20 protein-coding genes are annotated in these 26,790 nt (G+C 74.6%); 10 read left to right on the top strand and 10 right to left on the bottom strand.

The genetic code is table 11. The features are described 5' to 3' along the window. Positions 1–39 precede the first annotated feature (39 nt). Both solA and ACFV6E_RS35990 read left to right on the top strand, forming a co-directional pair. Positions 40–1,194, top strand: a complete 1,155-nt coding sequence (gene solA / locus ACFV6E_RS35985) for an N-methyl-L-tryptophan oxidase (protein WP_385467445.1) — start codon at positions 40–42, stop codon at positions 1,192–1,194. 10 nt (positions 1,195–1,204) lie between these two features. Continuing rightward, positions 1,205–2,350, top strand: coding sequence for an aromatic ring-hydroxylating dioxygenase subunit alpha (locus ACFV6E_RS35990; protein ID WP_385467448.1), 1,146 nt, complete (start codon positions 1,205–1,207; stop codon positions 2,348–2,350). Between the two features lie 3 nt (positions 2,351–2,353). On the opposite strand, the gene ACFV6E_RS35995 is transcribed toward ACFV6E_RS35990, so the two are convergent. The 4 genes from ACFV6E_RS35995 to ACFV6E_RS36010 form a co-directional block, all read right to left on the bottom strand. Next, on the bottom strand, positions 2,354–7,012 hold the full coding sequence (locus tag ACFV6E_RS35995) for a hypothetical protein (protein WP_385467450.1): 4,659 nt from the start codon (positions 7,010–7,012) through the stop codon (positions 2,354–2,356). A 53-nt stretch (positions 7,013–7,065) separates the two neighbouring features. Continuing rightward, complete coding sequence (locus tag ACFV6E_RS36000; protein ID WP_385467453.1) at positions 7,066–7,947, bottom strand: hypothetical protein; 882 nt, start codon at positions 7,945–7,947, stop codon at positions 7,066–7,068. 127 nt (positions 7,948–8,074) lie between these two features. Further along, the gene (locus ACFV6E_RS36005; RefSeq protein ID WP_385171686.1) at positions 8,075–9,601 is read right to left on the bottom strand and encodes a hypothetical protein; all 1,527 of its coding nucleotides are present in this window, start codon (positions 9,599–9,601) and stop codon (positions 8,075–8,077) included. 698 nt (positions 9,602–10,299) lie between these two features. Then, complete coding sequence (locus tag ACFV6E_RS36010) at positions 10,300–11,004, bottom strand: GntR family transcriptional regulator (RefSeq protein ID WP_385467456.1); 705 nt, start codon at positions 11,002–11,004, stop codon at positions 10,300–10,302. 227 nt (positions 11,005–11,231) lie between these two features. On the opposite strand from ACFV6E_RS36010, the gene ACFV6E_RS36015 reads away from it, so the two are divergent. Further along, on the top strand, positions 11,232–12,557 hold the full coding sequence (locus ACFV6E_RS36015; RefSeq protein ID WP_385467458.1) for an MFS transporter: 1,326 nt from the start codon (positions 11,232–11,234) through the stop codon (positions 12,555–12,557). Positions 12,558–12,574: 17 nt separating this feature from the next. Continuing rightward, positions 12,575–13,399, top strand: a complete 825-nt coding sequence (locus ACFV6E_RS36020; protein ID WP_385171723.1) for a putative hydro-lyase — start codon at positions 12,575–12,577, stop codon at positions 13,397–13,399. Between the two features lie 138 nt (positions 13,400–13,537). Here ACFV6E_RS36020 and ACFV6E_RS36025 read toward each other — a convergent pair whose 3' ends face one another. From ACFV6E_RS36025 to ACFV6E_RS36045, 5 genes are all read right to left on the bottom strand, one after another. Continuing rightward, on the bottom strand, positions 13,538–14,392 hold the full coding sequence (locus ACFV6E_RS36025) for an SGNH/GDSL hydrolase family protein (protein WP_385171695.1): 855 nt from the start codon (positions 14,390–14,392) through the stop codon (positions 13,538–13,540). After that, a complete protein-coding gene (locus ACFV6E_RS36030) occupies positions 14,389–15,546 on the bottom strand; it encodes a glycosyltransferase (protein WP_385467461.1) in 1,158 nt (385 codons plus the stop codon). Before ACFV6E_RS36030 ends, ACFV6E_RS36025 begins: the two co-directional genes overlap by 4 nt. Further along, positions 15,543–16,685, bottom strand: a complete 1,143-nt coding sequence (locus tag ACFV6E_RS36035; protein ID WP_385171699.1) for a glycosyltransferase family 4 protein — start codon at positions 16,683–16,685, stop codon at positions 15,543–15,545. The genes ACFV6E_RS36030 and ACFV6E_RS36035 overlap by 4 nt, the downstream gene beginning before the upstream one ends. Positions 16,686–17,129: 444 nt before the next feature. Then, the gene (locus ACFV6E_RS36040) at positions 17,130–18,548 is read right to left on the bottom strand and encodes a HEAT repeat domain-containing protein (RefSeq protein WP_385171701.1); all 1,419 of its coding nucleotides are present in this window, start codon (positions 18,546–18,548) and stop codon (positions 17,130–17,132) included. Between the two features lie 301 nt (positions 18,549–18,849). Further along, positions 18,850–19,242, bottom strand: a complete 393-nt coding sequence (locus ACFV6E_RS36045; protein WP_385171704.1) for an ankyrin repeat domain-containing protein — start codon at positions 19,240–19,242, stop codon at positions 18,850–18,852. 343 nt (positions 19,243–19,585) lie between these two features. Here ACFV6E_RS36045 and ACFV6E_RS36050 point away from each other — a divergent pair, with 343 nt between their 5' ends. Together ACFV6E_RS36050 and ACFV6E_RS36055 are read left to right on the top strand one after the other, a co-directional pair. Continuing rightward, positions 19,586–19,780 (top strand): hypothetical protein, encoded by a 195-nt coding sequence (locus ACFV6E_RS36050; RefSeq protein WP_385171707.1) that lies wholly within the window; start codon positions 19,586–19,588, stop codon positions 19,778–19,780. Between the two features lie 52 nt (positions 19,781–19,832). After that, a complete protein-coding gene (locus ACFV6E_RS36055; protein ID WP_385467464.1) occupies positions 19,833–21,467 on the top strand; it encodes an ATP-binding protein in 1,635 nt (544 codons plus the stop codon). Between the two features lie 116 nt (positions 21,468–21,583). On the opposite strand, the gene ACFV6E_RS36060 is transcribed toward ACFV6E_RS36055, so the two are convergent. Continuing rightward, positions 21,584–23,086, bottom strand: coding sequence for a PLP-dependent aminotransferase family protein (locus ACFV6E_RS36060; RefSeq protein ID WP_385171712.1), 1,503 nt, complete (start codon positions 23,084–23,086; stop codon positions 21,584–21,586). Positions 23,087–23,187: 101 nt separating this feature from the next. Here ACFV6E_RS36060 and ACFV6E_RS36065 point away from each other — a divergent pair, with 101 nt between their 5' ends. The 4 genes from ACFV6E_RS36065 (at position 23,188) to ACFV6E_RS36080 (ending at position 26,719) form a co-directional block, all read left to right on the top strand. After that, entirely contained in the window at positions 23,188–23,871 is a 684-nt protein-coding gene (locus tag ACFV6E_RS36065) for a YitT family protein (protein WP_385467467.1), read from the top strand. Next, a complete protein-coding gene (locus ACFV6E_RS36070) occupies positions 23,868–24,635 on the top strand; it encodes a glycerophosphodiester phosphodiesterase (RefSeq protein ID WP_385467469.1) in 768 nt (255 codons plus the stop codon). Before ACFV6E_RS36065 ends, ACFV6E_RS36070 begins: the two co-directional genes overlap by 4 nt. Positions 24,636–24,700: 65 nt before the next feature. Next, positions 24,701–26,089: an MFS transporter gene (locus tag ACFV6E_RS36075; RefSeq protein WP_385171720.1), complete on the top strand. Its 1,389-nt coding sequence runs from the start codon at positions 24,701–24,703 to the stop codon at positions 26,087–26,089. Positions 26,090–26,344: 255 nt separating this feature from the next. Beyond that, complete coding sequence (locus ACFV6E_RS36080) at positions 26,345–26,719, top strand: RNA polymerase-binding protein RbpA (protein WP_009187548.1); 375 nt, start codon at positions 26,345–26,347, stop codon at positions 26,717–26,719. The last annotated feature ends 71 nt before the right edge of the window (positions 26,720–26,790 follow it).

A 26,790-nucleotide genomic window follows, 5' to 3' on the forward strand; every position in this document is an offset into this window, starting at 1 on the left:
GCGACGGCCGGCGCCGGAGCGGGCGACGAAGGAGGCACCGTGTCCCCCACGTACGACGTGATAGTCATCGGGCTCGGCGGCATGGGCAGCGCCGCCGCCCACCACCTGTCCGCGCGCGGCGTCCGCGTGCTCGGCCTGGAGAGGTTCGGCCCGGTGCACGACCGCGGCTCCAGCCACGGCGGTTCGCGCATCACCCGCCAGTCCTACTTCGAGGACCCCGCGTACGTACCGCTGCTGCTGCGCTCCTACGAGCTGTACGAGGAGCTGGAGCGGGCGACGGGCCGGGAGATCGCCGTGCTGTGCGGCGGGGTGATGGTCGGGCGGCCCGGCTCGCGGACGGTGTCCGGGTCGCTGCTGTCGGCCCGCCAGTGGGACCTGCCGCACGAGATGCTGGACGCGCGGGAGATCCGCCGCCGCTTCCCGACCCTCGCCCCGGAGGCCGACGAGGTCGCGCTGTACGAGGCCAGGGCGGGTCTGGTCCGCCCGGAGAACACCGTCGCCGCCCATCTCCAGCTCGCCGGCCGGCAGGGCGCCGAGCTGCGCTTCCAGGAGCCCGTGACCCGCTGGGAGCCGTACCGGGGCGGGGTGCGGGTGCACACCGCCGGGCACACCTGCACGGCGGGCCAGTTGGTGATCTGCCCCGGCGCGTGGGCGCCGCGGCTGCTCGCCGACCTCGGTGTGCCGTTCACCATAGAGCGGCAGGTCATGTACTGGTTCCGGCCCAGGGGCGGGACCGCGCCCTTCGTGCCCGACCGCCATCCCGTCTACATCTGGGAGGACCCGGCCGGGGTCCAGGTGTACGGCTTCCCGGCGATCGACGGGCCGGACCTCGGCGCGAAGGTCGCCTTCTTCCGCAAGGGCGCCGAGTGCACCCCCGAGACCATCGACCGCACGGTGCACGAGAACGAGGTACGGGACGTGGCCGCGCACATGTCCCGCCACATCCCCGACCTGCCCGGCACCTTCCTCAAGGCCGCCACCTGCATGTACTCCAACACCCCCGACGAGCACTTCGTGATCGCCCGGCACCCCGCGCACCCCGGGAACGTGACCGTGGCCTGCGGGTTCTCCGGGCACGGCTTCAAGTTCGTGCCGGTCGTCGGCGAGATCCTCGCCGATCTGGCGACCACCGGCACCACCGCGCACCCGATCGGCCTGTTCGCCCCCCACCGCCGCACCGCCGCGCCCGCCTGAGGAGTACGCCGTGCCGACGATCCCCGCCCCCGCGAACCCGGTCTCCCCCAGCCTGATCGCCACCCTCCCCGGCCGTTACTACACCGACCCGGAGATCTTCCGGCGGGAGCAGGAACGGCTCTTCGAGGCGATGTGGATGTGCGCCGTCCGCTCGGCGGACCTGGCCTCGCCGGGCGCGTTCCGCACCGTCCGGATCGGCCGCGAGAGCGTGCTCGTCGTCCGGAACCGCACGGGTGAGCTGCGCGCCTTCCTCAACGTCTGCCGCCACCGCGGCGCCCGGCTGTGCACCGAGGAGGCGGGCGAGGTGCGGCGCAGCCTCCAGTGCCCGTACCACGCCTGGACCTACGGTCTCGACGGCCGGCTCGTCGCCGCGCCGAACCTGGTCCGGATGCCCGACGTGGACCGGACCGCGTACGGCCTGGTCAAGGTGGCACTGCGGGAATGGCTGGGCTACGCCTGGGTCTGTCTGGCCGACGAGCCGCCGTCCTTCGAGGAGACGGTGGTCGGCGCGGCCGTGGAACGGCTCGGCGACGCGGCGGCCATCGAGCACTACGGCGCCGAACGGCTCGCCCTGGGCAAGCGCGTCACCTACGACGTACGGGCGAACTGGAAGCTGATCGTCGAGAACTTCATGGAGTGCTACCACTGCGCGACGATCCACCCCGAACTCACCGAGGTGCTGCCGGAGTTCGCGGACGGGTACGCCGCCCAGTACTACGTGGGCCACGGCGCCGCGTTCGGGGCGGACGTCAAGGGGTTCACGGTCGACGGCGGCGAGGGCTTCGGACGGCTGCCGGACGTCGCGGACGAGCAGGACCGCCGGTACTACGCGGTCACGGTGAAGCCGACGGTCTTCGTCAACCTCGTCCCCGACCATGTGATCCTGCACCGCATGTTCCCGCTGGCCGAGGACCGTACGACCGTGGAGTGCGACTGGCTGTACGCGCCGGAGGTCGTCGAGTCCGGCGCGGACGTGTCCAGGTCGGCCGAACTGTTCCACCGCGTGAACGTCCAGGACTTCGCCGCCTGCGAGCGCACCCAGCCGGCGATGGCGTCACGGGCGTACCGCGAGGGCGGTGTCCTGGTCCCCACCGAGCACCACATCGGGATCTTCCACGCGTGGGTCGTACGGCAGCTCGGCGGGGCACAGGGATGACGCCTAGCCCGCGGCGGGCGCCGGTCTCCTGAACATCCGCGTCGCCGTGATCTCGCTGTGCCCGGACTCCCCGTCGGAACTTTCGCGTGGCAGCCCCGGCCGCAGATGCTCCTCCACGCTGATGTACTTCAGCCCGGCGCGGAGGTCGGCGTCGTTGCGCAGCCGGATGACGAGCGGGAACTCGGCGAGCGCGGTCGTGTCGAACAGCCCTGTGGTGTAGAGCAGCTGCACGCCCAGCGCGTCGGACACGGCGCGCTGGAGCTCCAGCAGGTACGTCGCGTTGGCGCGTCCGATGGGGTTGTCGAGGAACAGCGTGCCGGCGTGGCGGTGCTTGTCGCGTCCCCGGTCGTTGCTGCGCAGGGCGGCCATCGTGCAGTACAGCGCGATGGCGGCGGTGAGGAGCTGGCCGCCGGAGAAGACGTCGCCCATCTGCCCGACGGGGACGCGCTCGGCGCGCAGCACGGCGTCCGGCTTGAGGATCTCCACGGCGACGCCCTTGGGCTGGAGCGCCGCGCTGACACCGCGCAGCAGCAGGGACATGCCGTCGCGCCGGAGGTCGGAGTTCTTCTTCACCGCGGCGCGGGTGGCCTCGTCGACGACCTCGCCCAGGCGCTCGGTGAGCGTGGCCTGGTCGGGCTCCTCGAACCGGATCCGCAGGAATTCCTGCCCCGACCACTCGCCCAGGCCCTCGGGCAGGCGGGAGAGCCGCTGCGCGGAACGCAGGGTGGCGAGGGAGGACTCCACCAGGCCGCGCAGCCGGTCCACGATCGAGTCCCGGTTGCGCTCCAGCTGCGCCAGCTCGTCGGTGAGAACACGCAGCCGGGGCGCGAACGCGTCCGCCCACTTGCGCGCGTGCTCCGGCAGCGCGGACGCGGGCAGCTCGCGGATCTGCTGCCGCGCGGGGGTGCGCACCTGCTCGTAGCGGGTGGAGTTGGCGTGCCGGACCAGGATGTCGCTCGCCTCGCGGACGGCGGCCTCCGCGGCGGTCAGGTCGGCGGCGCAGCCGCGCAGTGAGCGCCGGGCCTCGGCGGCGGCGTGCCGTGCCTCCTCCAGCGTCCCGGGGTACGGCTCGGGCTCCTCCGCCTCGTCGTCGGAGTGCTCGCGCAGCAGGTCCCGCAGCAGCGCGGCCGTCTCGTCGAAGCCGCCGGCCGCGTCCTCCGCCGCCCGGTGGGTGTCGAGCAGCTCGGCGTGCGCCTCCCGGGCGGCGCTCAGCGCCTCGGTGTGCGCGGTGAGTTCGGCGGTGGCGGCGCGCAGCAGCGTCTGGGCGTGCTCGGCGTCGCGCGGGATCAGCTCCTCCGGCAGCGCGGTGTGCTCCTCGCCGTCCTCGGGGGCGTGCCGCTCGGCCTCGCCGCGCAGCCGTCCGAGCTGCTCGCTCGCGGTGGACATCCGGGTCTCCAGGAGCTGGACCAGCTCCTCGGCGCGGGCCGCGGCGGCCTGCCGGGAGGGGCCGTCGGAACCGTCGGGCGACTGAAGCAACTGGGCCGCGCGGGTGCGGACCTTGTTGCTGAGCCGGTTCAGCTCGGCCAGCGTGGCGCTCTCGTCGCTCTCGGCCCGCGCCTGTTCGGCCCGCAGGTCGGCGCCGACGCCGACCTTCTCGTAGACCTGGGAGGCGGCGCGGTAGGCCTCGCGGAGCGCGGGGAGGGAGGACCTGGGCGCGGAGTCGTCCGGCGTCCCGTCGTCCTCGGTCAGGTCGTCGGGCACGCCCGCGATCTCCGCCCGCTCGGCGCGCAGGGTGCGGGCGGTGCGGCGGGCGTCGTCGGCGGCGCGCTGGGCGGCGCGGCGGTCCTCGTCGGCGGCCCTCGCCCTCTCCAGGCAAGACTGGGCGCGGGCCTCCGACTCCGTGGCGTCGTCGGCCAGCTCACGCAGTTTCACCTGCCAGCCGGCGCGCTCGCGCAGCCGGAAGGCGAGTCCGGCCAGCGCGTCGGCCGCGCGCCTGGCCCGCTGCGCGGTCTCCTGCCGCTCGTCCCGTACGAGCGCCGCCTCGGCCGCGGTCTCGTCGGCCTCGGCGCGGACGGTCCGCGCCTGAGCGAGCTCGGCCTCGGCCTCCTCGGCGAACGTCCGCGCGTCCCGGGCGGCGGCAGCCAGTTCGGTGAGCCGCCCGGCCGGGCAGCCGGTACGCCAGGACCCGAGCCGTGCGGCCAGCTCGCGGTCCTTGCCGAGGCGGGCCGCGAGCACCCGGATCTCCTCGTCCCGCCGCGCGGCACGGGTCCGCAGCGCCTGCCGCTCCTCGTCCGCGGCGTGCTCGTCGTGCATGGCCGGGTTCGGCGGTACGAGGAACACCTCCCCCGGACCGTCGCCGTCCGCGGGCGTCGGGGCGAGCAGCGCCGCCGCCGTGCCGACGGCGACGGCGGACCGGGGCAGCAGCGCGGCCTCGCCGAGCGCTTCGCGGGCCCGCGCGTGGGTGTCGGGGTCGGTGATGACGACGCCGTCGACCAGCTCGGGACGGGCTGCGAGCACGCGCGCGTGGTCGGCGGGGTCCACGGCCTGGGCGAGATAGCGCCAGCCGGGCAGGGCGGGGATGCCGTGCTCGCCGAGGAACTCGACGGTGGCCAGCACGTCGGGTCCGGGCGGCAGCAGGCCCCCGTCGCCGAGCGCGCCGAGGATCCGCGCGTCGTCGGCGGCGGCCGTGCGCAGTTCGAAGAGCTGGCGCTCGGCGGCGCCGACCCCGTCGTCCAGCAGCTCGCGCAGCTCGTCGGCGAAGTGGTCGAGCTCCTCGGGGCCGAGCGGGGTCCCGTCGGTGAGCGGCCGCTCGCCCGGACTCTCCCGGCCGTCCGTGTCGTCGCGCCGGGGGCGCGGGACGGCACCCCGCGCGGGACCGCCCGGCAGGCTGAGCAGCTCCGCGAGCCGTTCCTCGGCGGCGAGCGCCTGTGCCGTGCGCCGCTCTCCGTCGTAGGCGCGCTCGGCGGCCGTCGCCGCGTCCGCCGCGCGGGCCGCGGTCAGCTCCGCGCGGGACTCGGCGGAGGCCGCCTCGCGCGCGTGCTCCGAGGCGCGCCGGGATGCCTCGCGCGCGATGTCCCACGCCGCGACGGCCGTCTTCTCCGCGTCGCTCGCGGCGAGCGCGGCGCGCGCCGGGTCGGCGTCCGGGGCGGAGTCGTCGAGCCAGCCGGCCCGGACCGCCTCGGCGGTCTCCTGCTCGACCTCGGCGAGCCGCTGGCGCAGGTGCCCGGCCTCGCTGCGGGCGCGCTGCGCCTCGGTGGCCGCGGCCGTCGCGTCGCGGTGCGCGGCCTCGCCGGTCTCCTGGAGCGCCCCGGACCGCTCCTCCTCCTCGTTGGCGAGCGCTTCGGCCCCCTCCGCGGCGGAGTGCAGGGCCCGTACGAGGTCCACGGCGGCGCGGGCGCGGGCGGCGAGCGCGGGGGCGGCGTCCCGTTCGGCCTCGCGGATCGCGGTGGCCACGCGCGCGGAGCGGTCGGCGGCGGCCCGGTGGCGCAGCACCAGCTCGGCGGCCTGCCAGGCGGCGTGCAGGGTGCGGGCGTCGGCCAGCTCGCGCTTCTGGGCGGCGGCGGACTTCTCCGCTCCGGCGAGCGCGAGGGAGGCGTGCCGGTAGGCCAGTTCGGCCGCGATCAGGGCGCTGCGGGAGCGGGTGCCCTCGGCCTCGGTGACGGTGTGCGCGGCGGCCGTGACGCGCCGCGCGAGGTCGGCGACCCGGCCGCGCTCGGTGGCCGACCGCGCGGACAGCCGCCGGGCCAGGGTGCGGGTGCGGCGCTCGGCGCCCGCGTGGACGTCCCGCGCGCGCGAGCGTGCCTCGGCGGCCTCGACGATCCGGCCGAGCAGATCCACGGAACCGGCCGTGAAGTCGCGCTCGGCGATCAGCTCGGCCCGCCGCCCCAGCTTGTTGCCGAAGCCGCCGACCAGGTCGGCGAGCCCGTCGGTGTCCCGGGTGTCGGTGACGGCGCGCAGCAGCAGGTCGGTGAAGTCGGAGTCCTTCTTGACCGCGAAGAGACCGGCCGCCTCGCCCTCGTCGGCGTTCATCTCGCGCTGGTAGCGGAAGAGTTCGGGGTCCAGGCCGAGGTCGCCCAGGTGCTCGTTCCAGCGGTCGTGGATCTCCTCCCAGTGCACCTCCAGGTGCGGGTACGCCTTGCCCGCGTCGGTCAGCGCGTCCCGGAAGCCCTTCATGGTGCGGCGCCGGCCCTGGGCGCCGGACACGCCCTCGACGGACGGCCGCACGGCGGTGGCCTCGGCGACGGGCAGGTTGTCCAGGCTCAGTCCGGGGCCCGGCCGGAACGAGTACCACGCCTCGGCGAACTTCCGCGGGTCGTTGGAGACCTGACGGCCGCGCCACTCGCTCACCTTGCCGACCACGACGCACTCGCCGGTCAGGGTGTGCTGCCACTCCAGGGCGACGTGCCCGCAGTCGTCGGCGAGCAGGAACTTGCGCAGCACGCCGGAGCTGGCGCCGCCGAGGGTGTTGCGGTGGCCCGGGAGCATCACCGAGAAGATCAGCTTGAGCAGGACCGACTTGCCGCCGCCGTTCTCCAGGAAGAGGACGCCGGCGGGCGCGGGGCGGCGCGGCGGCCCGATGGGCTCCTCCTCGAAGAACTCCGCCTGGGTGGGCGCGGGGTCGGGCACGGGCTCGCCGACTCCCCGCAGGTCCAGCACGGTGTCGGCGTAGCGCGCACCGGCAGGCCCGATGGAGTAGAGGCGGACCCGGGACAGCTCGTACATGGCGGCGGACTCTCGTCGTGATTCTCAGGAGGGAGGGCGGGGTCGGTCGTGCTTCAGGAGTGGAACGGCAGGCCCGCGTCGGCGACCAGCTCCAGGTCGTCGGTGTCCTCGGCGGGCAGCAGGCTCGCGGTGCCGTCGGTGACCGGGACGACGCCAAGCTCCAGCAGCTCGGCCATGGCCGCGGTGCCCGCCAGGTCTCTGACCTGGAGCTGGTAGCGAGCGGTCGTACGGTACGTGCCTCCGCCGTCGTCACCGGTGCGCTGGAGGAAACCGGAGTCGGTGAGGAAGGCGACGGCCTTGCCGACGATGCCCGTGGTCGAACCGGCGAGTCTGCGGGCGTCCTTGGTGGCGCCGGTGGAGCTGCGCCGCGCCCAGATCCGCCAGGCGGCCTCCAGGCCCGGGGCGTCCGTCGCCGGGTCGGTGAGCTCGCCCTGTTCGTCGGCGCGCTCCTCAAGGCGGCGGCAGGCCTGCCGGACGAACGCGTCGACGCCGTTGACCGAGACGCGGCCGATGTAGCCGTCGTCGGCGAGGTCCTCGGGGCGCGGGAACGCCAGGGCGGCGACGGCGAGATGGGCGAGGCCGTGCAGGAAGCGGTCGCCGGAGTCGGCGGAGGTGCGCCGCGCGTAGTCGCCCATGCGGACGGCGAACACGGAGTCCTCGGCGGCGGTGACGGCCATCCCCGCGCGCGGGGACACCTCCAGGACGACCAGGCCGAGACCGGCCGCGACGGCGTCCGCGAGCCGGGCGAAGGGCGGGTCCTCGCGGTAGCGGCGCAGCAGCTCCGTGTACTCCTGGTCGCGGGCCGGCTGGAGCTTGGGCTGGAGCCCGAAGGCGACGAGCCGGGCCGCGTCGGCGGCGTCGGCGGGGGTGACGGGAGCGCTCGCCGGAGCCGGGCCGGCCTCCGGTTCACTCCGTTCGACGTGCTGCTCGGTCACGGCTGCGGCTCCTCGTCGGCCTGGGGGTTCACTGCGTGGTCGGTGGTCCGACGGCCGCGGTACGGGCCGTCGGCGCGCCCTGTGCGGCGCTGCGCGGCGTCGGGTTTCATGCGGCCTCCGTCCGGTGTCATGCGGCCTCCGTCCGGTCCGCCGCCATGCCCGCCGCGTCCAGGAGCGCGGTCCCCACGATGAGGTCCGCCCCGCCGAACTCCTGGTCGTCCAGCTCCGTGCCGTCGTCCACCGCGAACAGCAGCTTCTGCTCGCCCTGCCGGTAGGCCGTACCGACCGGCGGGCTGGCCGCGTGCACGGCCAGCAGGGCGACCAGGTACGGCAGTTCGGTGTCACGGCGGCGGGCGTCGGCGAGCAGCCCGGACAGCCGGCGCGGCGCGTCGGCGGGCAGGTCGAGCAGCTTCATGGCGGCGGCGAGCTGCTCCTCGCTGAAGCGGCTGTCGTCCGGCGTGGCGATCAGGTCGGGCTCGGGCATCTCCGCGCCCAGGTGCTCCCGCTCCACCGGCGGGGTCAGCAGGAGGTCCACGAGGTCGCCGACCCGCACCGACACGGGCGTGCGCAGGCCCGTCCCGCGCGCGAAGAAGGCGTCCGTCACACGCAGCGCCTGCTCCAGGGGGAGCGGCAGGACCGGGGCGACGAGATGCCCGTACAGGTCGATGCCGGAGGTGGTCATCGGGGTGGCGAAGGCCTGCCGGTCCTGCTCGGCGCGGAAGAGCGGGCCGGCTTCGAGGAGCCGGGACTGGAGCTGGGTGTGACGGCGGATGCAGTCCTTGACGATGTCGACCAGCTCGGCGGCGCGGCGCTTGTGCTCAGGATCCTCGGACTCGTCGCGCGCCTTGCGGATGTTGGTGAGGATGGCGTTCTCGTGGCGGTAGCGGTCGGCGACGTGGTCGAGCGCCTCCGCGATCATGTCGGGGACGGCCTGGAGCCAGTCCACCGCGCGTACGTTGCGCCGGGTCGCGTCGAGCGCCTTGCGCAGCGTCTCCGAGTACTGCACGGTCCGGTAGCGGGCCTGCTCCGCGGCGAGCTGGGCGTCGGCGAGCCGGCCGCGGCTGATCAGCACCTCGAGCTTGACCTCGGCGGCGATCTGCGCGCTGGTGACATCGGTGTCGAGGGCGCCGACGAGGACGTTGACCGCCTCGTCGGTGGTACGGAGGTAGACGCTGCCGCCGTAGCCGGGGACCTCCTCGATCAGCTTGAAGTCGTAGTCCCGGCGCACGTACGAACCGTCCGGGGCGAAGGTGCCGTACACGGCGCGGAAGCCGCGGTCGACGCTGCCGACGTTGATCAGGTTCTCCAGGACCCAGCGGGCCACGCGCTCGTGCTCCTCGACCGGCCGGCGCGGAGCCTGGGCGGCGATGCGCGGGAGGAGGCGGGCCACTATCTGGTCGTGGTCGGCGCCCGTGTCGAAGTCCATGTTCAGCGTGACGAGGTCGATGGCGGCGAGGGCCACTTCGGCCATGCCGTACACCGAGTACTCACCGGCCAGATTGGCCTTGCGGGCGTCCAGGTCGTGCAGCGGCGCCGTGCAGGCGAGCGCGCGCAGCCGCCGCGCCAGGCCCTCGTCGGCGGCCGGGCCCGGTGCGGGGCGCGGCCCCGCGCTGAGCTGGGGCGGAACGCTGTCCGTCGATGCAGGCGAAGTCACGGTGCACAGACTAGGTCCTAGGTCTGACACCGGTCGAAACGACGCCGAAACGCCCGCCGGGCGAGGGGACCCGAACACCCGCCGACCGCTACGGGGGCTCGGGGGGGCGGGGGCCCGGACGGTGCGGGACGGGACGGCGGTCGGCGGGCGGCGGGCGGCGGGGCAAGGAGCCCGGGTCGCGACCGGTGGGACGGCGGGCGGCGGTCGGCGGGCACCCGAACCGCGCCGGGCGGGACGGCGCCCGGTGGGCGAGGCGCTTCGGACCGCGACGGGCGCCACGGCGAAGACCGGGCGAGGGGCTTGGGCTGCGACGGCCGCGACGGCAACCGCCCCGTCAGGGCGCCCGGATCGCGACCGGCGGAACGGCAACCGCCGGACGGGCGGCCCGGACCGCGACAGCCGCCACGGCAACCGCCGGGCGAGGACACCCGAGCCGGGACCAGCGGGCAAGGAGGCCCGAGCTGCGACGGCCGCGACGGCAACCGCCCCGTCAGGGCACCCGGATCACGACCGGCGGGACGGTGACCGCCGGACGGGCGGCCCGGACCGCGACAGCCGTCACGGCAACCGCCCCGTCAGGGCGCCCGGATCGCGACCGGCGGGACGGTGACCGCCGGGCGAGGGCTCCGGATCGCGGCGGCCGCTGCGGCGGGCCGTGGGTGAGGGGACCCGGACCCCGGCGGGCGGCGCAGTGGGCGTCAGCCGGTTCGTTGGGCCGCGTCTGCCACACGGCGGCCGTAGACCTCGACCAGGCCCTCCAGGGAGTCGGCGAGGTAGGTCGCGAGGAGGCGTTCGGCCTCGTCGCGTTCGCCGGCTTCCAGGGTCTTGTGGATCTGCCGGTTGCGGGCGAGGTACGGCTCGTGGAGCCGGCGCGGGGACGCCACCACGTGGAAGGCCAGCCGCAGTTCGGCGAAGACGCTGCGCATCAGCTCGTCGGTGCGCGCGCTCCCGGCGAGCGCCACCAGCTCCCGGTGGAAGTGGATGTTGGCCGTGGAGACGCCCTTCCAGTCGCCGCCGTCCGCCGCCCGCTGCCCCTCCGCGACCGCGCCGGCGAGACCGTCCACGGCGAACGGCGGCTCGCCGAGCCCTCGCACGACGGCGCACTCGACGAGGCTCCGGGTCCGGTAGATGTCCTCGACGTCGTCGATGGTCAGCACCCGTACGAAGACGCCCCGGTTGAGCTCGTGCACGAGCAGCCGCTCGTGGGTGAGCAGCCGGAACGCCTCGCGCAGCGTGTTGCGGGAAACCCCGAGGGCACCGCCGATGCTGTCCTCGGACAGCCGGGTGCCGGGCGGGAAGTACCCCTCGGCGATCCGGCTCCTGAGGATGTCCGAGACGCGCTCGGCGGTGCTGGTGCGGCCCAGCAGGGCGCGGTCGTCGGCCAGTCCGGTCAGCTCTGCCATGCGCGGAATTCAACCGCAGATACAAGAACGAAACAACACGGGTATTGAAGGATCGTTCAACGATCCCCTACCTTGACGGAAGGCGGCCACCACGGCCCGGCCCCATCTGCACCGCACCGCACCGCTCTGCACCGCACCGCTCTGCACCGCACCGCTGTCGCACCGCACCGCACCGCACCGCAAGGCTCAGTCCTCAAGCACCCTCCGTCCCTCACTGCGAGGTGCCCATGAGTACGACCCCTCCTTCCCAGGCCCTGCCCGACGGCACCGAGACCGGTATCGGGGACCGGAGCGCGTCGCCGGCCGACGGCCCGTTCGGCTGGCTGCGGGCGCTCGGCCCGCAGGGCCGCCGCGCGTTCGCCGGCGCCTTCGGCGGCTACGCGCTGGACTCCTACGACTACTTCACACTGCCGCTGAGCATGGTCGCGCTGGCGGCCTACTTCGGCCTGGACAGCGGCCAGACCGGCCTGTTCACCACGGTGACGCTGGTCGTCTCGGCGGTCGGCGGCGCGGCCGCGGGCGTGATCGCGGACCGCATCGGACGCGTCAGGGCGCTGCTGATCACCGTGACCACGTACGCCGTCTTCACCGTCGCCTGCGGCTTCGCGCCCAACTACGAGACGCTGCTGGTCTTCCGCGCCCTCCAGGGGCTCGGCTTCGGCGGCGAGTGGGCGGTCGGCGCGATCCTGGTCGCCGAGTACGCGCGCCCCAGGGACCGCGGCCGCACGCTCGGCGCGATCCAGAGCTCCTGGGCCGTCGGCTGGGGCCTGGCCGTGGTCGTCTACACCCTGGTCTTCGAGTTCCTCGACGACGATCTCGCGTGGCGGGTGATGTTCTGGACCGGCGCCCTGCCCGCGCTGCTCGTGGTGTGGGTGCGCCGCCGGGTGCAGGACGCCCCGGAGGCGGCCGCCCGGCGCCGCGAGAACCCGCAGAAGGGCAACTTCGCGGCGATCTTCCGGCCCGGCACCGCCGACTCCCCCGGCCTGCTGCGCACCACGCTCTTCGCGGGACTGCTCTCCACCGGCGTGCAGGGCGGCTACTACACCCTGGCCACCTGGGTCCCGACGTACCTGAAGTCGGAGCGCGGTCTGTCGGTGGTCGGGACCGGCGGCTATCTCACGTTCCTGATCTCGGGCGCCTTCGCCGGTTACCTGACCGGCGGCTACCTCACCGACCGGCTGGGCCGCAAGCGCAACATCCTGCTCTTCGCCGTCCTGTCCGCCGCCGGCATCCTCACGTACGCGAACATCCCGAGCGGCGCCGACACCCTGCTCCTGATACTCGGTTTCCCGCTCGGCTTCTGCATGTCGGCGATCTTCTCGGGGTTCGGCTCGTTCCTCAGCGAGCTGTACCCGACGGCCGTCCGGGGTACGGGGCAGGGCTTCACGTACAACACGGGGCGGGCCGTGGGCGCCGTCTTCCCGACCCTGGTCGGCTTCCTGGCCGACAGCTGGGGCGTCGGCGGCGCGCTGGTCTTCGGCGCGGTCGGCTACGCCCTGGCGGCACTGTCACTTCTCGGGCTGCCCGAGACCCGTGGGAAGGAGCTCAAGTGAACGCCGCGCACCAGGCCGTGCAGGACCGCACGCAGAACCGCACCACGCCCCCGGACGACGGCCACGCGCGCGCGTGGACCCCCGCCGAGGCCCGCGCCCGCTTCCGCTCGGGCCTGTCGGGACCCACCGCGGGGATCGCCGCGGGGCACACGCAGGCGAACCTCATCTCCGTACCCGCCGACTGGGCGTACGAGATGCTGCTGTTCTGCCAGCGCAACCCCAAGCCCTGTCCGGTCCTCGACGTGACCGAGGCGGGCTCCTGGACCACGCCGCTCGCCCCGGGCGCCGACCTGCGCACCGACCTGCCCCGTTACCGGGTGTGGGAGCACGGCGAGCTGGTGGCCGAGCCGACCGACGTGACCGGACGCTGGCGCGGGGACCTGGTGTCGTTCCTGATCGGGTGCAGCTTCACCTTCGAATGGGCGCTGGCCGGGGCGGGCGTGCCCATCCGCCACATCGAGCAGGGCCGCAACGTCCCGATGTACGTGACCAACCGGCAGTGCCGTCCGGCGGGGCGGCTGCACGGCCCGGTGGTGGTGTCGATGCGGCCGGTGCCGCCGCGCCACCTGCCCGTCGCGATCCGGGAGACCAGCCTGCTGCCCGCGGTGCACGGCGGGCCGCTGCACTGCGGGACCCCGGCCTCGCTGGGCATCGAGGACCTGTCCCGCCCGGACTTCGGCGACGCGGTGTACGCCGAACCCGGCGACATCCCGGTGTTCTGGGCCTGCGGGGTCACGCCCCAGGCCGCGGTGATGGCCTCGCGCCCGCCGTTCGCCATCACCCACGCGCCGGGCCAGATGTTCCTCACCGACGCCCGCGACGAGCAGTACCGGGTGACCTGACCGGGCGGGCCCACGGCGCCCGGTCGCGGATACCGCGGCCCGGACCGTTCCGGGACCGCCGGCGCACGGCACGGGGGTGGTGCGCCGTCGGTCCCCAACCGGTCCGGGCCGCCCCGGCGTCGGCACCGGACGGGCTCCTCACGCCACGTCCGGCCGCTCCGCCACCGACAGGGCGGCCAGTGCCGCCGCCACGGCGTGGGAGGCGTGCAGGTCGAGCCGCGCGCTGGTGCCGCGGGCCCGGTGGCGCACCTCGCCGGCGGCCAGCGTGAGCAGTTGCGGCAGCAGGTCGGTGCACCGCCGGGCGACCCAGCCGGTGCCCGCGGTGGCCAGCCACCACAGGCCCGCCGAGCGGGACGGCGCGGGGAACTCGGGTTCGGCCGCCGGTACGGGCCCGGTCGCCAGGCCCGTACCGGCGAGCAGGGCGTGGAAGCGGACCGCCAGCTGCCGGTGCCCCCGCTCCCCCGGGTGCAGCCGGTCCGCGCTCCACAGGGCGCGGTCGGTGAGCCAGGCCCCTTCCGCCGCGTGCAGATGCACCGCCCCGTACCGCTCGGACAGCGCGTGCACCACGGTGTTCACCGCCCGCTGCCGCCGGGCCAGCGGGCGGGCGAGCGCGCCCGGCAGGCCCAGCATCGCGCCGGGGTCGGGCAGGCAGGCGGTGAGCAGGACGGCGCCCCGGGCCCGGAACGCCGCGTACACCGTGTCGAGCCGGGCGGCCACGGCGTGGATGTCGAAGGTGCAGCGCAGCGTGTCGTTGACCCCGACGACGACGGAGACGAGGTCGGGAGCGGCCGCGAGCCCGGCGGGCGTCTGGCGTTCCAGCACGTCCCGCGTCTGCGCCCCGCTGACCGCGAGGTTGGTGAACTCGACGGGCGCGTCCGCGGGCGCGAGGCCCCGGGCGAGCAGCGCCGCCCAGCCCCGCAGCCGCCCGTCCGCGGGGTCGCCCACGCCCTCGGTCAGCGAGTCCCCGAGGGCGACGAAGCGCAGCGGTCTCATGCGACGCCCTCCGGCACCGCGGGCCGGGGCGTCGCCGCCCCCGCGTCGTGCGCGGCGAGGAACGCGTCCACGGCCGTCTTCCAGCCGAAGCACTCGGCACGCGCGCGTGCCGAGTGCCTGCGCTCGCCCGGCGGGCGGGCCAGCAGCATCCGTACGGCGTCGGCGAACGCCTCGCCGTCGTCCGCCGCGACGGCGCCCGCGGACCCGATGACCTCCGAGAGGGCCGACGACGCGCTGGCCACCACGGGCGTGCCGCAGGCCATCGCCTCCAGGGCGGCGAGTCCGAAGGTCTCCACGGGCCCGGGCGCCAGGCAGAGGTCCGCCGACGCCTGGAGGGCGCCCAGCTCGACCCGGTCGGCGACGTGCCCGAGGAACGTCACCGGCAGCTTCCGCTCGCGGGCCCGTGCTTCGAGCCGGCCGCGCAGCGGGCCGTCACCGGCCACCACGAGCCGCGCGCGCTCGCCGCGCCGCAGCAGCGCCGCCAGCGCGTCGAGCGCCGTGCCGGGCCGTTTCTCCACGGACAGCCGGGAGCACATCACGAGCAGCGACTCGTCCACGCGCGCGTGGCGCGCCCGCGTCCCCGGGTCCCGCAGCGCGGGATGCCGGCCGACGAGATCCACCCCGAGCGGCGCCCGTACGACGTTGCGGGCGCCGATCCGCACGAACTCCCGCTCGGCGAACTCCGTGGTGCACACCACGCGCGCGTAGGTGTGCGCCGTACGGACGTTGAGGGCGTCTGCGGCGCGCCGGGCCATCCCCTCGGACAGTCCCCAGGTGCGCAGCACACCGTCGGCGGTCTCGTGGGAGACCATCACGGCCGGAACCCTCGCGCGCCGCGCCCAGACGCCGGTCCAGCGCAGCGTGGTGCGATCGGAGACCTCCAGGCGGTCGGGCCGCAGCGACTCCAGAAGCCGGGCCACCCGCCGTTTGTCGGTGAGCACGCGGTAGCCGCCCGTGCCGGGGAGCAGCGGTCCGGGCAGGGTGATCACCCGTCCCTGCTCCGTGTCCCGGTCGTCCGCGCGCTCGCCGGGGACGATCAGCACGGGCTCGTGCCCGGCCGCCCGGTATCCGGCGCCCAGTTCGCGCAGCGCGGTGCGCAGACCGCCCGAGGCGGGTGCGACGAAGTTGGCGAGCCGTACGATCCGCAGGCTCATGCGGCCACCGCCGTCCGGGTGTTGAGAACGTCGGAGTAGTGGTCGATGAGCTGGTCACCGACGGCGGCCCAGGTGCGGCCCTCGACGGTGGCGCGGCCCGCCGCTCCGTAGGCCGCCCGCAGCGCGGGGTCACCGGCCAGGGACCCCACCGCGTCGCGCACGGCGTCGGCGTCGCGCGGCGGGACGAGCAGTCCGGTGCGGCCGTGCGCCACCAGGTCGAGCGGTCCGCCGACGGCGGGCGCGACCACCGGGACGCCGCTGGCCATGGCCTCCTGCACGGTCTGGCAGAAGGTCTCGAAGGGCCCGGTGTGCGCGAAGACGTCGAGGGAGGCGAAGATCCGGGCGAGGTCGCCGCCGGTGCGGCGGCCGAGGAGGACGGCGCCGGGCAGCGCCTCGGTGAGCGTGTGCCTGCTCGGCCCGTCGCCCACGACCACGACCCGTACGCCGCTCAGTCCGGCGACCCCGGCGAGGAGTTCGACCTGCTTCTCCGGGGCGAGCCGGCCGACGTAGCCGACGATCAGCTCGCCGTCGGGAGCGAGCGAGCGGCGCAGCGCCTCGTCCCGGTGGGCGGGGTGGAACCGGACGGTGTCGACACCGCGCGGCCACAGCCGCACCCGGGGTACGCCGTGCTCCTCCAGGTCGCGCAGGGCGGCGCCCGAGGGGGCGAGCGTGCGGTCGGCGGCGGCGTGCACGGAGCGGATCCGCCGCCAGGCGGTGGCCTCGCCCGCGCCCATGTACGTACGGGCGTATCCGGCGAGGTCGGTCTGGTAGACGGCGACGGCGGGGATGCCGAGCCGGGCGGCGGCGGCCATGCCGCGTACGCCGAGGACGAAGGGGCTGGCCAGGTGGACGATGTCGGCGCGGTGCTCGGTGATGGCCGCGGCGACGCGCCGGCTGGGGAGGGCGACGCGCACCTGTGGGTAGCCGGGGAGCGGGAGGGAGGGGACGCGGACGACGGGACAGGGCGCGTCGGGCGCGCCCGCCTCGAACGGGGCGGCGGCCGGGGTTTTCGGGGAGGCGGGGGCGACGACGAGGGGAGCGTGACCGCGCTCGACGAGGTGCCGGGCGGTCTGGAGCGCGCAGTGGGCCACGCCGTTCACATCGGGGGGAAAGGACTCGGTCACGATGACGACACGCATACCCCGTGTTGTCCTCGCGTTGGACGTGGCCGCGTCAACGTGGATCTTTCCGGCCGAGGAACGTCCCATGAGCGTTGCGCGGCACACCCGCCCACGCCGCCCCACGTCCACACCGGACTGCCCGGAGGGTCATCCCCTGTTCAACAGAGCCGGTACGGCGGGCCCTCGCCGCCCGCACGACCGACGCGGCGGGCCGGCGTCCACCGGCTCCGGGACCGGCGAGGCGGGCCGGTGTCCACCGGGCCCAAGGCCGGTACGGCGGGCCGGTGTCCACCGGGTCCGGGGCCGGCGAGGCGGGCATCCGACCCCTCGTGCCCGGCGGGCCGGCCCCGGGCTTCGCTCGGCCGGTGCGGCGGGCCCGGTCCGTACGCCGGACGCGCGTCGGCCCCCGTTCACCTCGCGGACGCGTGGCCCTGATTCACTTCGCGGGCGCGTGGCCCAGTTTCACTTCGCGGGCGCGTCGGGGCCGATGCGGCTGCGTACGGCCGTCTGGACCTCCGCCTCCTCGGCCGGGTCGGCGGCGAGCCTGCGGAGCTGGTCGACGACGCGGGCGTCACCGGTCTCGGCGTGCCGTGCGGCGACCTCGCGGGTGGTCTCCTCGCAGTCCCAGAGGCATTCGACGGCGAAACCCGCGGCGAACGAGGGGTCGGTGGCGGCCAGGGCCCGGGCGGCCCGGCCGCGCAGATGGGAGGAGGCCGTCTCGCGGTACACGTGCCGCAGCACGGGTGCGGCGCAATGGATGCCGAGACGTCCCGTGCCGTCGACGAGGGTCCACAGGGTCGGCGCGTCGGGCCCCTCGCCGCGGACCGCTTCGCGCAGGGCGCCGAGGACCAGTTCGCTGTCCTGGGCGCCGCCCCGGCAGGCGAGCATCCGCCCGGCGGCGGCCCCCAGGGCGTCGGGCCGGTGCGCCCAGCGCCGGGCCCGCTGCACGGCGGCGATGCTGCGCATCCGCTCGAAGGCGTCCACGGCGGCCTCCACGACGGCGCTCGTGCCGGTGACCGCGGCGCCCTCGATCAGATCGAGGGCCTCGGGATCGTTGCTGTCGGCCAGGTAGCGCAGGGCGGTGCAGCGGGCGCCGTCGGCTCCGCCACGGGCGGCCTGGAGGATCTCGGGCCGGTCCTCGGGTCCCGCGACGGCGCTGAGACAGCGGGCGGCCGGCACATGGAGCGCGGCGCCGCGCTCGACGCCCTCCTGGGCCCAGTCGAAGACGGCCCGCACGCTCCAGCCGGGGCGCGGTCCGGAGGGCCGCATCTGGCGCTGCCAGCGGTCGAAGGAGCCCTGTTCCTGCGCGGCACGCACGCGTGGGCCGATCGCGGGGCTCGGGTCCTCGGACCACAGGCGCCAGGGCCTGGGTTCGAAGGCGTCGCGGACCTGGGCGGCGAGTTCCGCGTCGCCCTCGGGTCCGGCCGGGAAGCGGGCCAGGACGGGGGCGGCGAGGGAGCGCAGGCCCGCGTCGTCGTCACGCAGGGCCAGCTCGTCGAGGGCCCAGGCCCAGTTGGTCCCGGAAGCCGCGTACCGGCGCAGCAGTTCGAGCGCGTCCCGCCTGCCGTACGAGGCGAGGTGGCCGAGGACCGCGAGGGCGAGGCCGGTGCGCGACTCGCAGGTGTCGAGCACGTCCTCGGCCTCAAAGAGGTGCCGCTCGATCTCGTCGAGGCCGCCGCTCAGATCCAGGTAGAGACGGGCGTAGTACAGGGAGCGGTTCTCGACCTGCCAGTCGTGGCGGGGGTCGTGCAGCACGCAGTGATTGAGTGCCGCGAGCGCTTCGGGGCGGGGGGCGGTGAGCGCGTGCAGTGTGCCGTCGCCGCGGCCCCGCTGGAGCAGGCCGAGCAGCGTACCGCTGGGCGCTATGACCGGATCGAACATGGGAAACAGCCTCACATCAAGCGTCGACGCAACCGGGGATCGTGCTTTACCTGGCCGCGTGACAACACGTCGGGGCGCCCGCCGTTTCCTGCTTGCTGTAGACCATCTTCCTCTGCCTCTCGTCGGTGGCCCATGCGGGCCGCGTCACGGCCCGCGCGGTGCGGCAACACCTGCCCAGCCATCGCGTCCGTGAATCACGACGTCATGATGACCCAGCGGTTCTTCCTGCCGCGACCGCATTTCCGGCGGCCCCGTACCGCCTCCCCCGTTTCTTGCGTTTCGCCTGGTCAGGGCGGTCGTATCAGTGTGCGCCGAACAATTCGAGCAGTTCTGTCCGGCCGAACATGCGGGCCGTGTCGACCGCCGAGGGGGTGCCCCCGGCCGGGTCGGCGCCGCCCTCCAGGAGCACCCGGATGACGGCCTCCTCGCCCTTGAAGACGGCTCCGGCGAGCGGGGTCTGACCCCGGTCGTTGACCCGGTCCGCCTCGGCGCCGCGGTCGAGGAGCGCGCGCACCGCGTCCGCGTGGCCGTGGTAGGCGGCCAGCATCACGAGCGAGTCGCCGCGGTCGTTGGTGAGGTTGGCCGGAACGCCCGCGTCGACGTAGGCCACGAGGGCTTCCGTCTCGCCGCGGCGCGCCAGATCGAAGATCTTGGTCGCCAGTTCCACGACTTCGGGGTCGGGGACTTCACTCATCGGCCGGACCGCCTCTCGCTCGACTCAGGGGTGCTTCGGGGACTGCGGGAGCGTACGACAGCCGGCGGAGCCGTCGTGCGCGGGGAGCGTACGACGGCGAGTGGCGCGGCCGTACGGGTGAATCGCCAGCGTACTGGCTTCCGCGCACCTGTTCCGACCCCGCCGGGGCAAAGATCACCCCGGTTTCCGCCCGACCCGGCGGCCCCTCCGACACCCCGGCAAGGCTCGGCCATCCGGGTGAAATGAGCCGGTTTTCACCCAGTTGCACCTTTTATCGTATGGATACATGCTGTGAGCCTGGAAGAACTCATGGTGACTGTCCCCACGAAACCAGGAGCCAAAAATGATCCTGTCCGTCTCCGGCGTCGTCCTGCTCGGCGTCATCGTCTTCCTCTACTTCCGCAAGGACGGCCTGAAGGGCTCGCACGCCATGGTCTCCGCCCTCTTCGGCTTCTACCTCGCCAGCACGGCCATCGCGCCGAGCATCAAGGCGGGCGGCGAGAGCCTGGCGAGCCTGCTCGGCGGGATCAAGTTCTGACGCCCACCCCCTGCACACGCACCACCAGACACACACCCAACAGGAGACAGCAGTGGCCCGGCGCCCCCTTCCCCGCATTCTGAGCAGCGGCAGCGCACAGCTCGCCCGGAGCCGGGAGCTGGCCCGGACGGCGGCCGACAGCGCGACCGACGTCCTGCACCCGCTGATCACGGTCACCCGTGGGCTGCGCCGGCTGGCCGGGGCCGGGCGGCGCAAGTGGGCCGACACCCCCAAGGACCGGCGGGGGCCGCTGCTGTTCCTGATCGCGTCCGTCCTCCTGGTCGTGGCCCTGGTGCCCTACGGGCCGCTGATGGCCGCCGTCGCGCTGATGGCGGCCGCCGCCTGGAAGGGCCGCGAACCCCGGCAGGCGGAAGCCACCGGCCTGGACGAGCCCCAGGCCAGACGGCTCCAGTCCCTGTACGACGCGCTGGTCCCGTACTTCACCGTCCCCGAGGACCCCGATCCGCTGTTCACCCACGGCGGCGCCTGGGAGAAGGCCCTCACCTCGTACGAGTTCGACGACACCGGCCGGGTGACCCGCCTGCTCGTCCGCTACCCGGCGTACTTCACGGACGGCGACGCGGAGTCCCGCAGCCGCATCGAGCAGGTGCTGCACGCCAAGTCGGGCCGCGACCGCGAGTACCACTTCGCCTGGGACCAGGAGGCCAACGAGCTCGCGGTGTCGGTGCTGCCCCCGCTGCCGACCGACATCGCCGCCCAGCGCTTCGTCACGGCACCCGGTGAGACGGTCCTCGGCTTCACGGACCCGACCGGCGTCCGGCGCACCCTGCCTCTGACCCAGGGCGAGGAACAGCGCGACGTACCCCCCGTCGTCTGGCGCACCGGCGTCCGCTCGACCGAGCCTCACCTGCTGGTCACCGGCGAACCGGGCAGCGGCACGACGACGCTGCTGCGCTCGATCGCCCTCCAGGCCCTCCAGCACGGGGACGTCCTGATCATCGAGGGCGGCGGCACCGGCGAGTACGCCTGTCTGTCCGACTGCGACGGGGTGCTGACCGTCGAGTCGGGACCGGCCGGCGCGCTCGCCGGTCTCGAGTGGGCGGCGCACGAGACGGAACGCCGGCTGGTGGCCGCCAACCGGGCCCGGCAGGCGGGCCGGCCCGCCCCCGACGACATCACGCGTCCGCTGTGGATCCTGCTGGACCGCCCGAGCACGCTGGGCCTGGTGGCCGCCGCCGACGGCCGCAAGGATCCCCAGTCGCTGCTCCAGGTCCCGCTGCGGCACGGCCGTCCGGCCAATGTCACGGTCGTCGTGGCCGACCAGCTCGACAGCCTGGAGGCGCTGCCCGAGCCGGTGCGGCGGCACACCCGCGCGCGCGTGGTGCTCGGTCCGGCGACCCCCGCGCAGCTCGCGGCGGTCCTGGGCGTTCCCCCGCACACCACTCCGGCGCCCGACATGCCGGCCGGGCGCGGTTACGCCCGCCTCGGCTCGGGGCCGGTCCACCGGCTCCAGGTCCCGGCCACGCCTGACCCGTACGACGACGCTACGAGCGAGAGCCACCGCCGTGCGGTGCTGGGGCTCGTTCCGGGGCGGGCGGACTCCCTGGAGCCGGAGGCCCTGCACCCGAGGGAACCGGAGAAGCCCCCGCCCCCGCCACCGGCGCCGGTCCCGGTACTGACGAAGAACACGGCACCGGTTCAGGCCGAGGCCGCGGCGGAGAGCTGAGGAAGCGCCCCCGAGGGGCTCGGGGAACCGCGCGACCAGTCACCACGCACCCGCCAAGGACGAGCGACGGAGAGCACACCGCACGACTGCCGACGTCCGTGGCCCGAGCGGTCCGCTCAGGCCACGGACGTACGCGGACCGTCCGCCCCGCCGCCCATCCGCCCCGTCTCCACCAGCCGGGCCGCCGCCGCCAGGCGGGCCGCCGCCTCCTCGGCGACCGCGCCGCCCACGGTGAACGGCAGCCGTACGTAGCCCTCGAAGGCCCCGTCGACCCCGAAGCGCGGTCCCGAGGGGACGCGGACACCGACCCGCTCCCCCGCCTCGGCGAGCCGTGAGCCCGACAGGCCCCCGGTGCGCACCCACAGGGTGAGCCCGCCGCGGGGCACCGCGAACTCCCAGTCGGGCAGGGTCCGCCGGACGGCGGCGACCAGCGCGTCCCGGTTCTCCGCGGCCTGTCCCCGGCGCAGCCGCAGGGCCTCCTCCCAGCCGCCGGTGGTGAGCAGCCAGTTCACCGCGAGCTGTTCCAGGACCGGGGTGCCGAGGTCGGCGTACGCGCGCGCGGAGACCAGGCTGCGGATCACGTCGGGCGCGGCCCGCACCCAGCCGATGCGCATGCCCGCCCAGAACGCCTTGCTGGCCGAGCCCACGGTGATCACGGTCGAGCCCGCCGGGTCGAAGCCGCAGACGGGGCGCGGCATCTCGAAGTCGTCGTCCAGGTGCAGTTCGTTCATGGTCTCGTCGACGACGAGCACGGTGCCCGCGGAGCGCGCCGCGTCGACCAGGCGGCGCCGCTGGTCCTCGTCGGCGAGCGCGCCGGTCGGGTTGTGGAAGTCGGCCACCACGTACGCGAGGCGGGGCGCCGCCTCGCGCAGGACCTGCCGCCAGCGGTCCATGTCCCACCCGGCGAGCCCCTCGGCCATGGCGACCGGCACGAGGCGGGCTCCGGCCTCCCGCATCAGTTGCAGGATGTTGGCGTACGAGGGCGACTCGACGGCGATCCGCTCGCCGCGCCCGGCGAACAGGTGGCAGATGGCGTCGATCGCGCCCATCGCCCCGGTGGTGACCATGATCTGCTCGGGCATCGTCGGGATCCCGCGCGCGGTGTACCGCTCGGCGAGCATCGAGCGCAGCGCGGGCAGCCCGGCCGGGTAGTCGCCGTGGGTGTGGGCGTACGGCGGCAGTTCCTCCAGGGCGCCCTGGACGGCGCGGGTGAGCCACGGCTCGGGCGCGGGGAGCGCGGCGGTGCCGAGGTCGATCACGGAGCCGAGAGCCTCGGGGGGCAGTGGTTCGAGGCCGCGCGCGGGCAGCGGGTTGCCGGCCGGCACGGCGGTCCAGCTGCCCGCGCCGCGGCGGGACTCCAGGAACCCTTCGGTGCGCAGCGCCTCGTAGGCAGCGGCGACCGTGGTGCGGCTGACGGAGAGGGACAGGGCCAGCTCGCGCTCGGCGGGCAGCCGGGCCGCGACCGGCACCCGGCCCTCCAGGACCAGCAGCCGGACGCCGTCGGCGAGCGCGCGGTAGGCCGGCGGGCGGCGGGTGCCGGGCCCCGCGGGCCGGTCCTGCTGGGAGTTGAGGAGCCGGGCGAGCTGCGCCGCGCCCACGGCCGAGGTCCACTGCGCCATGGTGATCAGTCCACCTTCCGCGAATTGGCCATGGATGACGTCACTTCCCGGGCCACAGAGTGTCATGCGTCAGGCCACTGCCACCACCTGGGGGGATCCCGTTGCCCGCACAGCCCGCACCCGCCGCACCACGCACCGCCGCCGGACGGCTGCCGCTGCGCCTCCTCCGGCTCTACACCGGCCTGGCACTGTACGGCGCGAGTTCCGCGCTGCTCGTGGAGTCGGGGCTCGGCCTGGAGCCCTGGAACGTGCTGCACCAGGGTCTGGCCGAGCTGACCGGGCTGACCATCGGCGTGGTGTCGATCGTCGTCGGAGCCCTGGTGCTGCTCGCCTGGATCCCGCTGCGCCAGCGGCCGGGGCTCGGCACGGTGTCCAACGTCTTCGTGGTCGGTCTCGCCATGGACGCCACCCTCGCCCTGGTGCCCGGCGTGCACGGCCTGGGCGTACGGATCCCGCTCCTCGTGACGGGGGTACTCCTGAACGGCGTGGCGACGGGGCTGTACATCACGGCCGGTTTCGGTCCGGGGCCGCGCGACGGCCTGATGACGGGGCTGCATCTGCGCACCGGGCGGTCCGTCCGGCTGGCCCGTACCGCCGTGGAGGTCGCCGTGGTCGTGACGGGGTTCGCCCTCGGCGGGACGGTAGGCGTCGGCACCGTGCTGTACGCGCTGTCCATCGGGCCCCTGGCGCAGCTCTTCCTGCGTGTGTTCGCCGCCCCGCCGGCACCGGTCGGCAGCGCCGTCGTCGCCGCCGGTCAACCGGAGGGCGCGATACTGCCCCGGTGAGCACGGACATACGCCACCCGTACCTCGACCACCCCGGGCCCCTCGCCTTCGCGCACCGGGGCGGCGCCGCGGACGGTCTGGAGAACACCCTGACGCAGTTCCGCCGGGCGGTGGAGGCGGGGTACCGCTATCTGGAGACGGACGTGCACGCGACGGCCGACGGCCGGCTCGTCGCCTTCCACGACACCACCCTGGACCGGGTCACCGACGGGACGGGCCGGATAGCGGACCTCCCCTGGAGCGACGTGCGCCACGCGCGCGTGGCGGGCACCGAGCCGGTCTCCCTCTTCGAGGAGCTTCTCGAAGCCTTTCCCGGGGCCCGCTGGAACGTCGACGTGAAGGCGGAGCCGGCCCTGCTGCCGCTGCTCGACCTCATCGGCCGCACCGGGACCTGGGACCGCGTCTGCGTCGGCTCGTTCTCAGAGGCGCGCGTGAGCCGCGCCCAGCGCCTGGCCGGACCCCGCCTGGCCACCTCGTACGGCACCCGGGGCGTCGCTGCGCTGCGACTGCGCGCGTGGGGTGTGCCGGCCGCGGTGCGCCGCTCGGCGGTGGCGGCGCAGGTGCCGGAGAGCCAGTCGGGCCTCCCGGTGGTCGGCCGGCGCTTCGTGCGCACCGCGCACGCGCTCGGCCTCCAGGTGCACGTCTGGACGGTCAACGAGCCCGGACGCATGCACCGGCTCCTGGACCTCGGCGTGGATGGCATCATGACCGATCACATCGACACGCTGCGCAAGGTCCTTGAAGAGCGGGGCACTTGGGTCTGAGCCCGCGCGCCCGCGTCGACGGGGCGGCACGGCGGAGCACGGAGCGCAGAGGAGCGGGGAACACGGTGGGCACCGACACCGAGCAGGCGATGGGCGTCCCCCCTGGGGACGCGCCGGACTCCTCAGGGGAGAGCGGCGGGATCGCCGAGCGGCGGCGCGAGCAGCGCGGCTGGTACTTCTACGACTGGGCGTGCTCCGTCTACTCGACGAGCGTGCTGACCGTGTTCCTCGGCCCCTATCTGACGTCGGTCGCCGAGTCGGCGGCGGACGCGGACGGTTTCGTGCACCCCTTGGGGATCCCGGTCCGGGCCGGTTCCTTCTTCGCGTACTGCGTGTCCGCGTCGGTGATCCTGGCGATCGTGCTGATGCCGGCGGCGGGTGCCGCGGCGGACCGGACCGGCCGCAAGAAGCCCCTTCTCGCGACCGCCGCCTATGCGGGCGCCGCGGCCACCACGGGGATGTTCTTCCTGGACGGCGACCGCTATCTGCTGGGCGGCCTGCTGCTGATCGTCGCCAACGCCGCGATCGCCGTCTCGATGGTCCTGTACAACTCCTACCTGCCGCAGATCGCCCCGCCCGGGGAACGCGACGCGGTGTCCTCCCGGGGCTGGGCCTTCGGCTACGCGGCGGGCTCCCTGGTCCTCGTCGGCAACCTGATCCTCTACACCGCCCACGACACCTTCGGTGTCTCCGAGACGGCCGCCGTCCGCATCTGCCTGGCCTCGGCGGGCGTGTGGTGGGGCGCCTTCACGCTGGTGCCGCTGAAGGCGCTGCGCGACCGCCGCACGGCCTCCGCGTCCGCCGCGCCGACGGCGCCCGGCCGGCGGCAGCTCGCCGCCACGGTCCGCGACATGCGCGGCAAACCGCTCACCCTCGCCTTCCTGCTGGCGTACCTCGTCTACAACGACGGCATCCAGACCGTGATCTCCCAGGCCTCGGTGTACGGCTCCGAGGAGCTGGGCCTGGACCAGTCCACGCTGATCGTCGCCGTGCTGCTCGTCCAGGTGCTCGCGGTGGCGGGAGCGCTCGGCATGGGCCGGCTGGCCCGCACCCACGGCGCCAAGCGCGTGATCCTCGGCTCGCTGGCCGCCTGGACGGCGACGCTCGCCGCGGGCTACTTCCTGCCGGCCGGCGCGCCGGTGTGGTTCTTCGTCCTGGCCGCCGGCATCGGCCTGGTCCTCGGCGGCAGCCAGGCCCTCTCCCGCTCCCTCTTCTCGCACCTGGTGCCGCCGGGCAAGGAGGCGGAGTACTTTTCGGCGTACGAGATGAGCGACCGCGGCATGAGCTGGCTGGGCCCGCTCCTGTTCGGTCTCACCTATCAGCTGACCGGAAGTTATCGGGACGCGATCATCTCGTTGGTGGTCTTCTTCGTCATCGGGTTCGTGCTGCTCGCGCGCGTCCCGGTACGGCAGGCGGTGCGCGACGCGGGCAATCCCGTTCCGGACAGGATTTAGCGCGCGAGCCCAAAGGGCGGTAGTGTACGCGTTTGGCCTGCCAGGCGTACCGTTACTGCGCGCCAAAGAAGACGAAACGCTGGGTGACATCTGCTGTCAGATGTGACAAACCGGGCGTTGGTGGGTACAACAAGGGGCGGCTACGACGGCGACGCATGACCCGGAACGGGAATCTTTACGGCCGACCGGACGTTGACCGGATGACGACGACAGCGACACCTGTCCTGTGGGCGACAAGCCCGGGAGGCACGATTCATGAGTGAGCGAGCTCTTCGCGGCACGCGCCTCGTGGTGACCAGCTACGAGACGGACCGCGGCATCGACCTGGCCCCGCGCCAGGCCGTGGAGTACGCATGCGAGAAGGGGCACCGCTTCGAGATGCCCTTCTCGGTCGAGGCGGAGATTCCGCCGGAGTGGGAGTGCAAGGTCTGCGGGGCCCCAGCACTCCTCGTGGACGGCGACGGCCCTGAGGAAAAGAAGGCCAAGCCCGCGCGTACGCATTGGGACATGCTGATGGAGCGGCGCACCCGCGAGGAACTCGAAGAGGTCCTCGAGGAGCGTCTGGCCGTTCTGCGCTCCGGCGCGATGAACATCGCCGTTCATCCGCGGGACAGCCGCAAGTCCGCCTGACCCCTTACCGGGGCGGGTCGGCATACACCGCACGTGTGAAGACCGCGGGCGCCGTACGAGCAGTACGGCGC

Source organism: Streptomyces sp. NPDC059785 (assembly GCF_042732375.1).
Classification (GTDB): domain Bacteria; phylum Actinomycetota; class Actinomycetes; order Streptomycetales; family Streptomycetaceae; genus Streptomyces.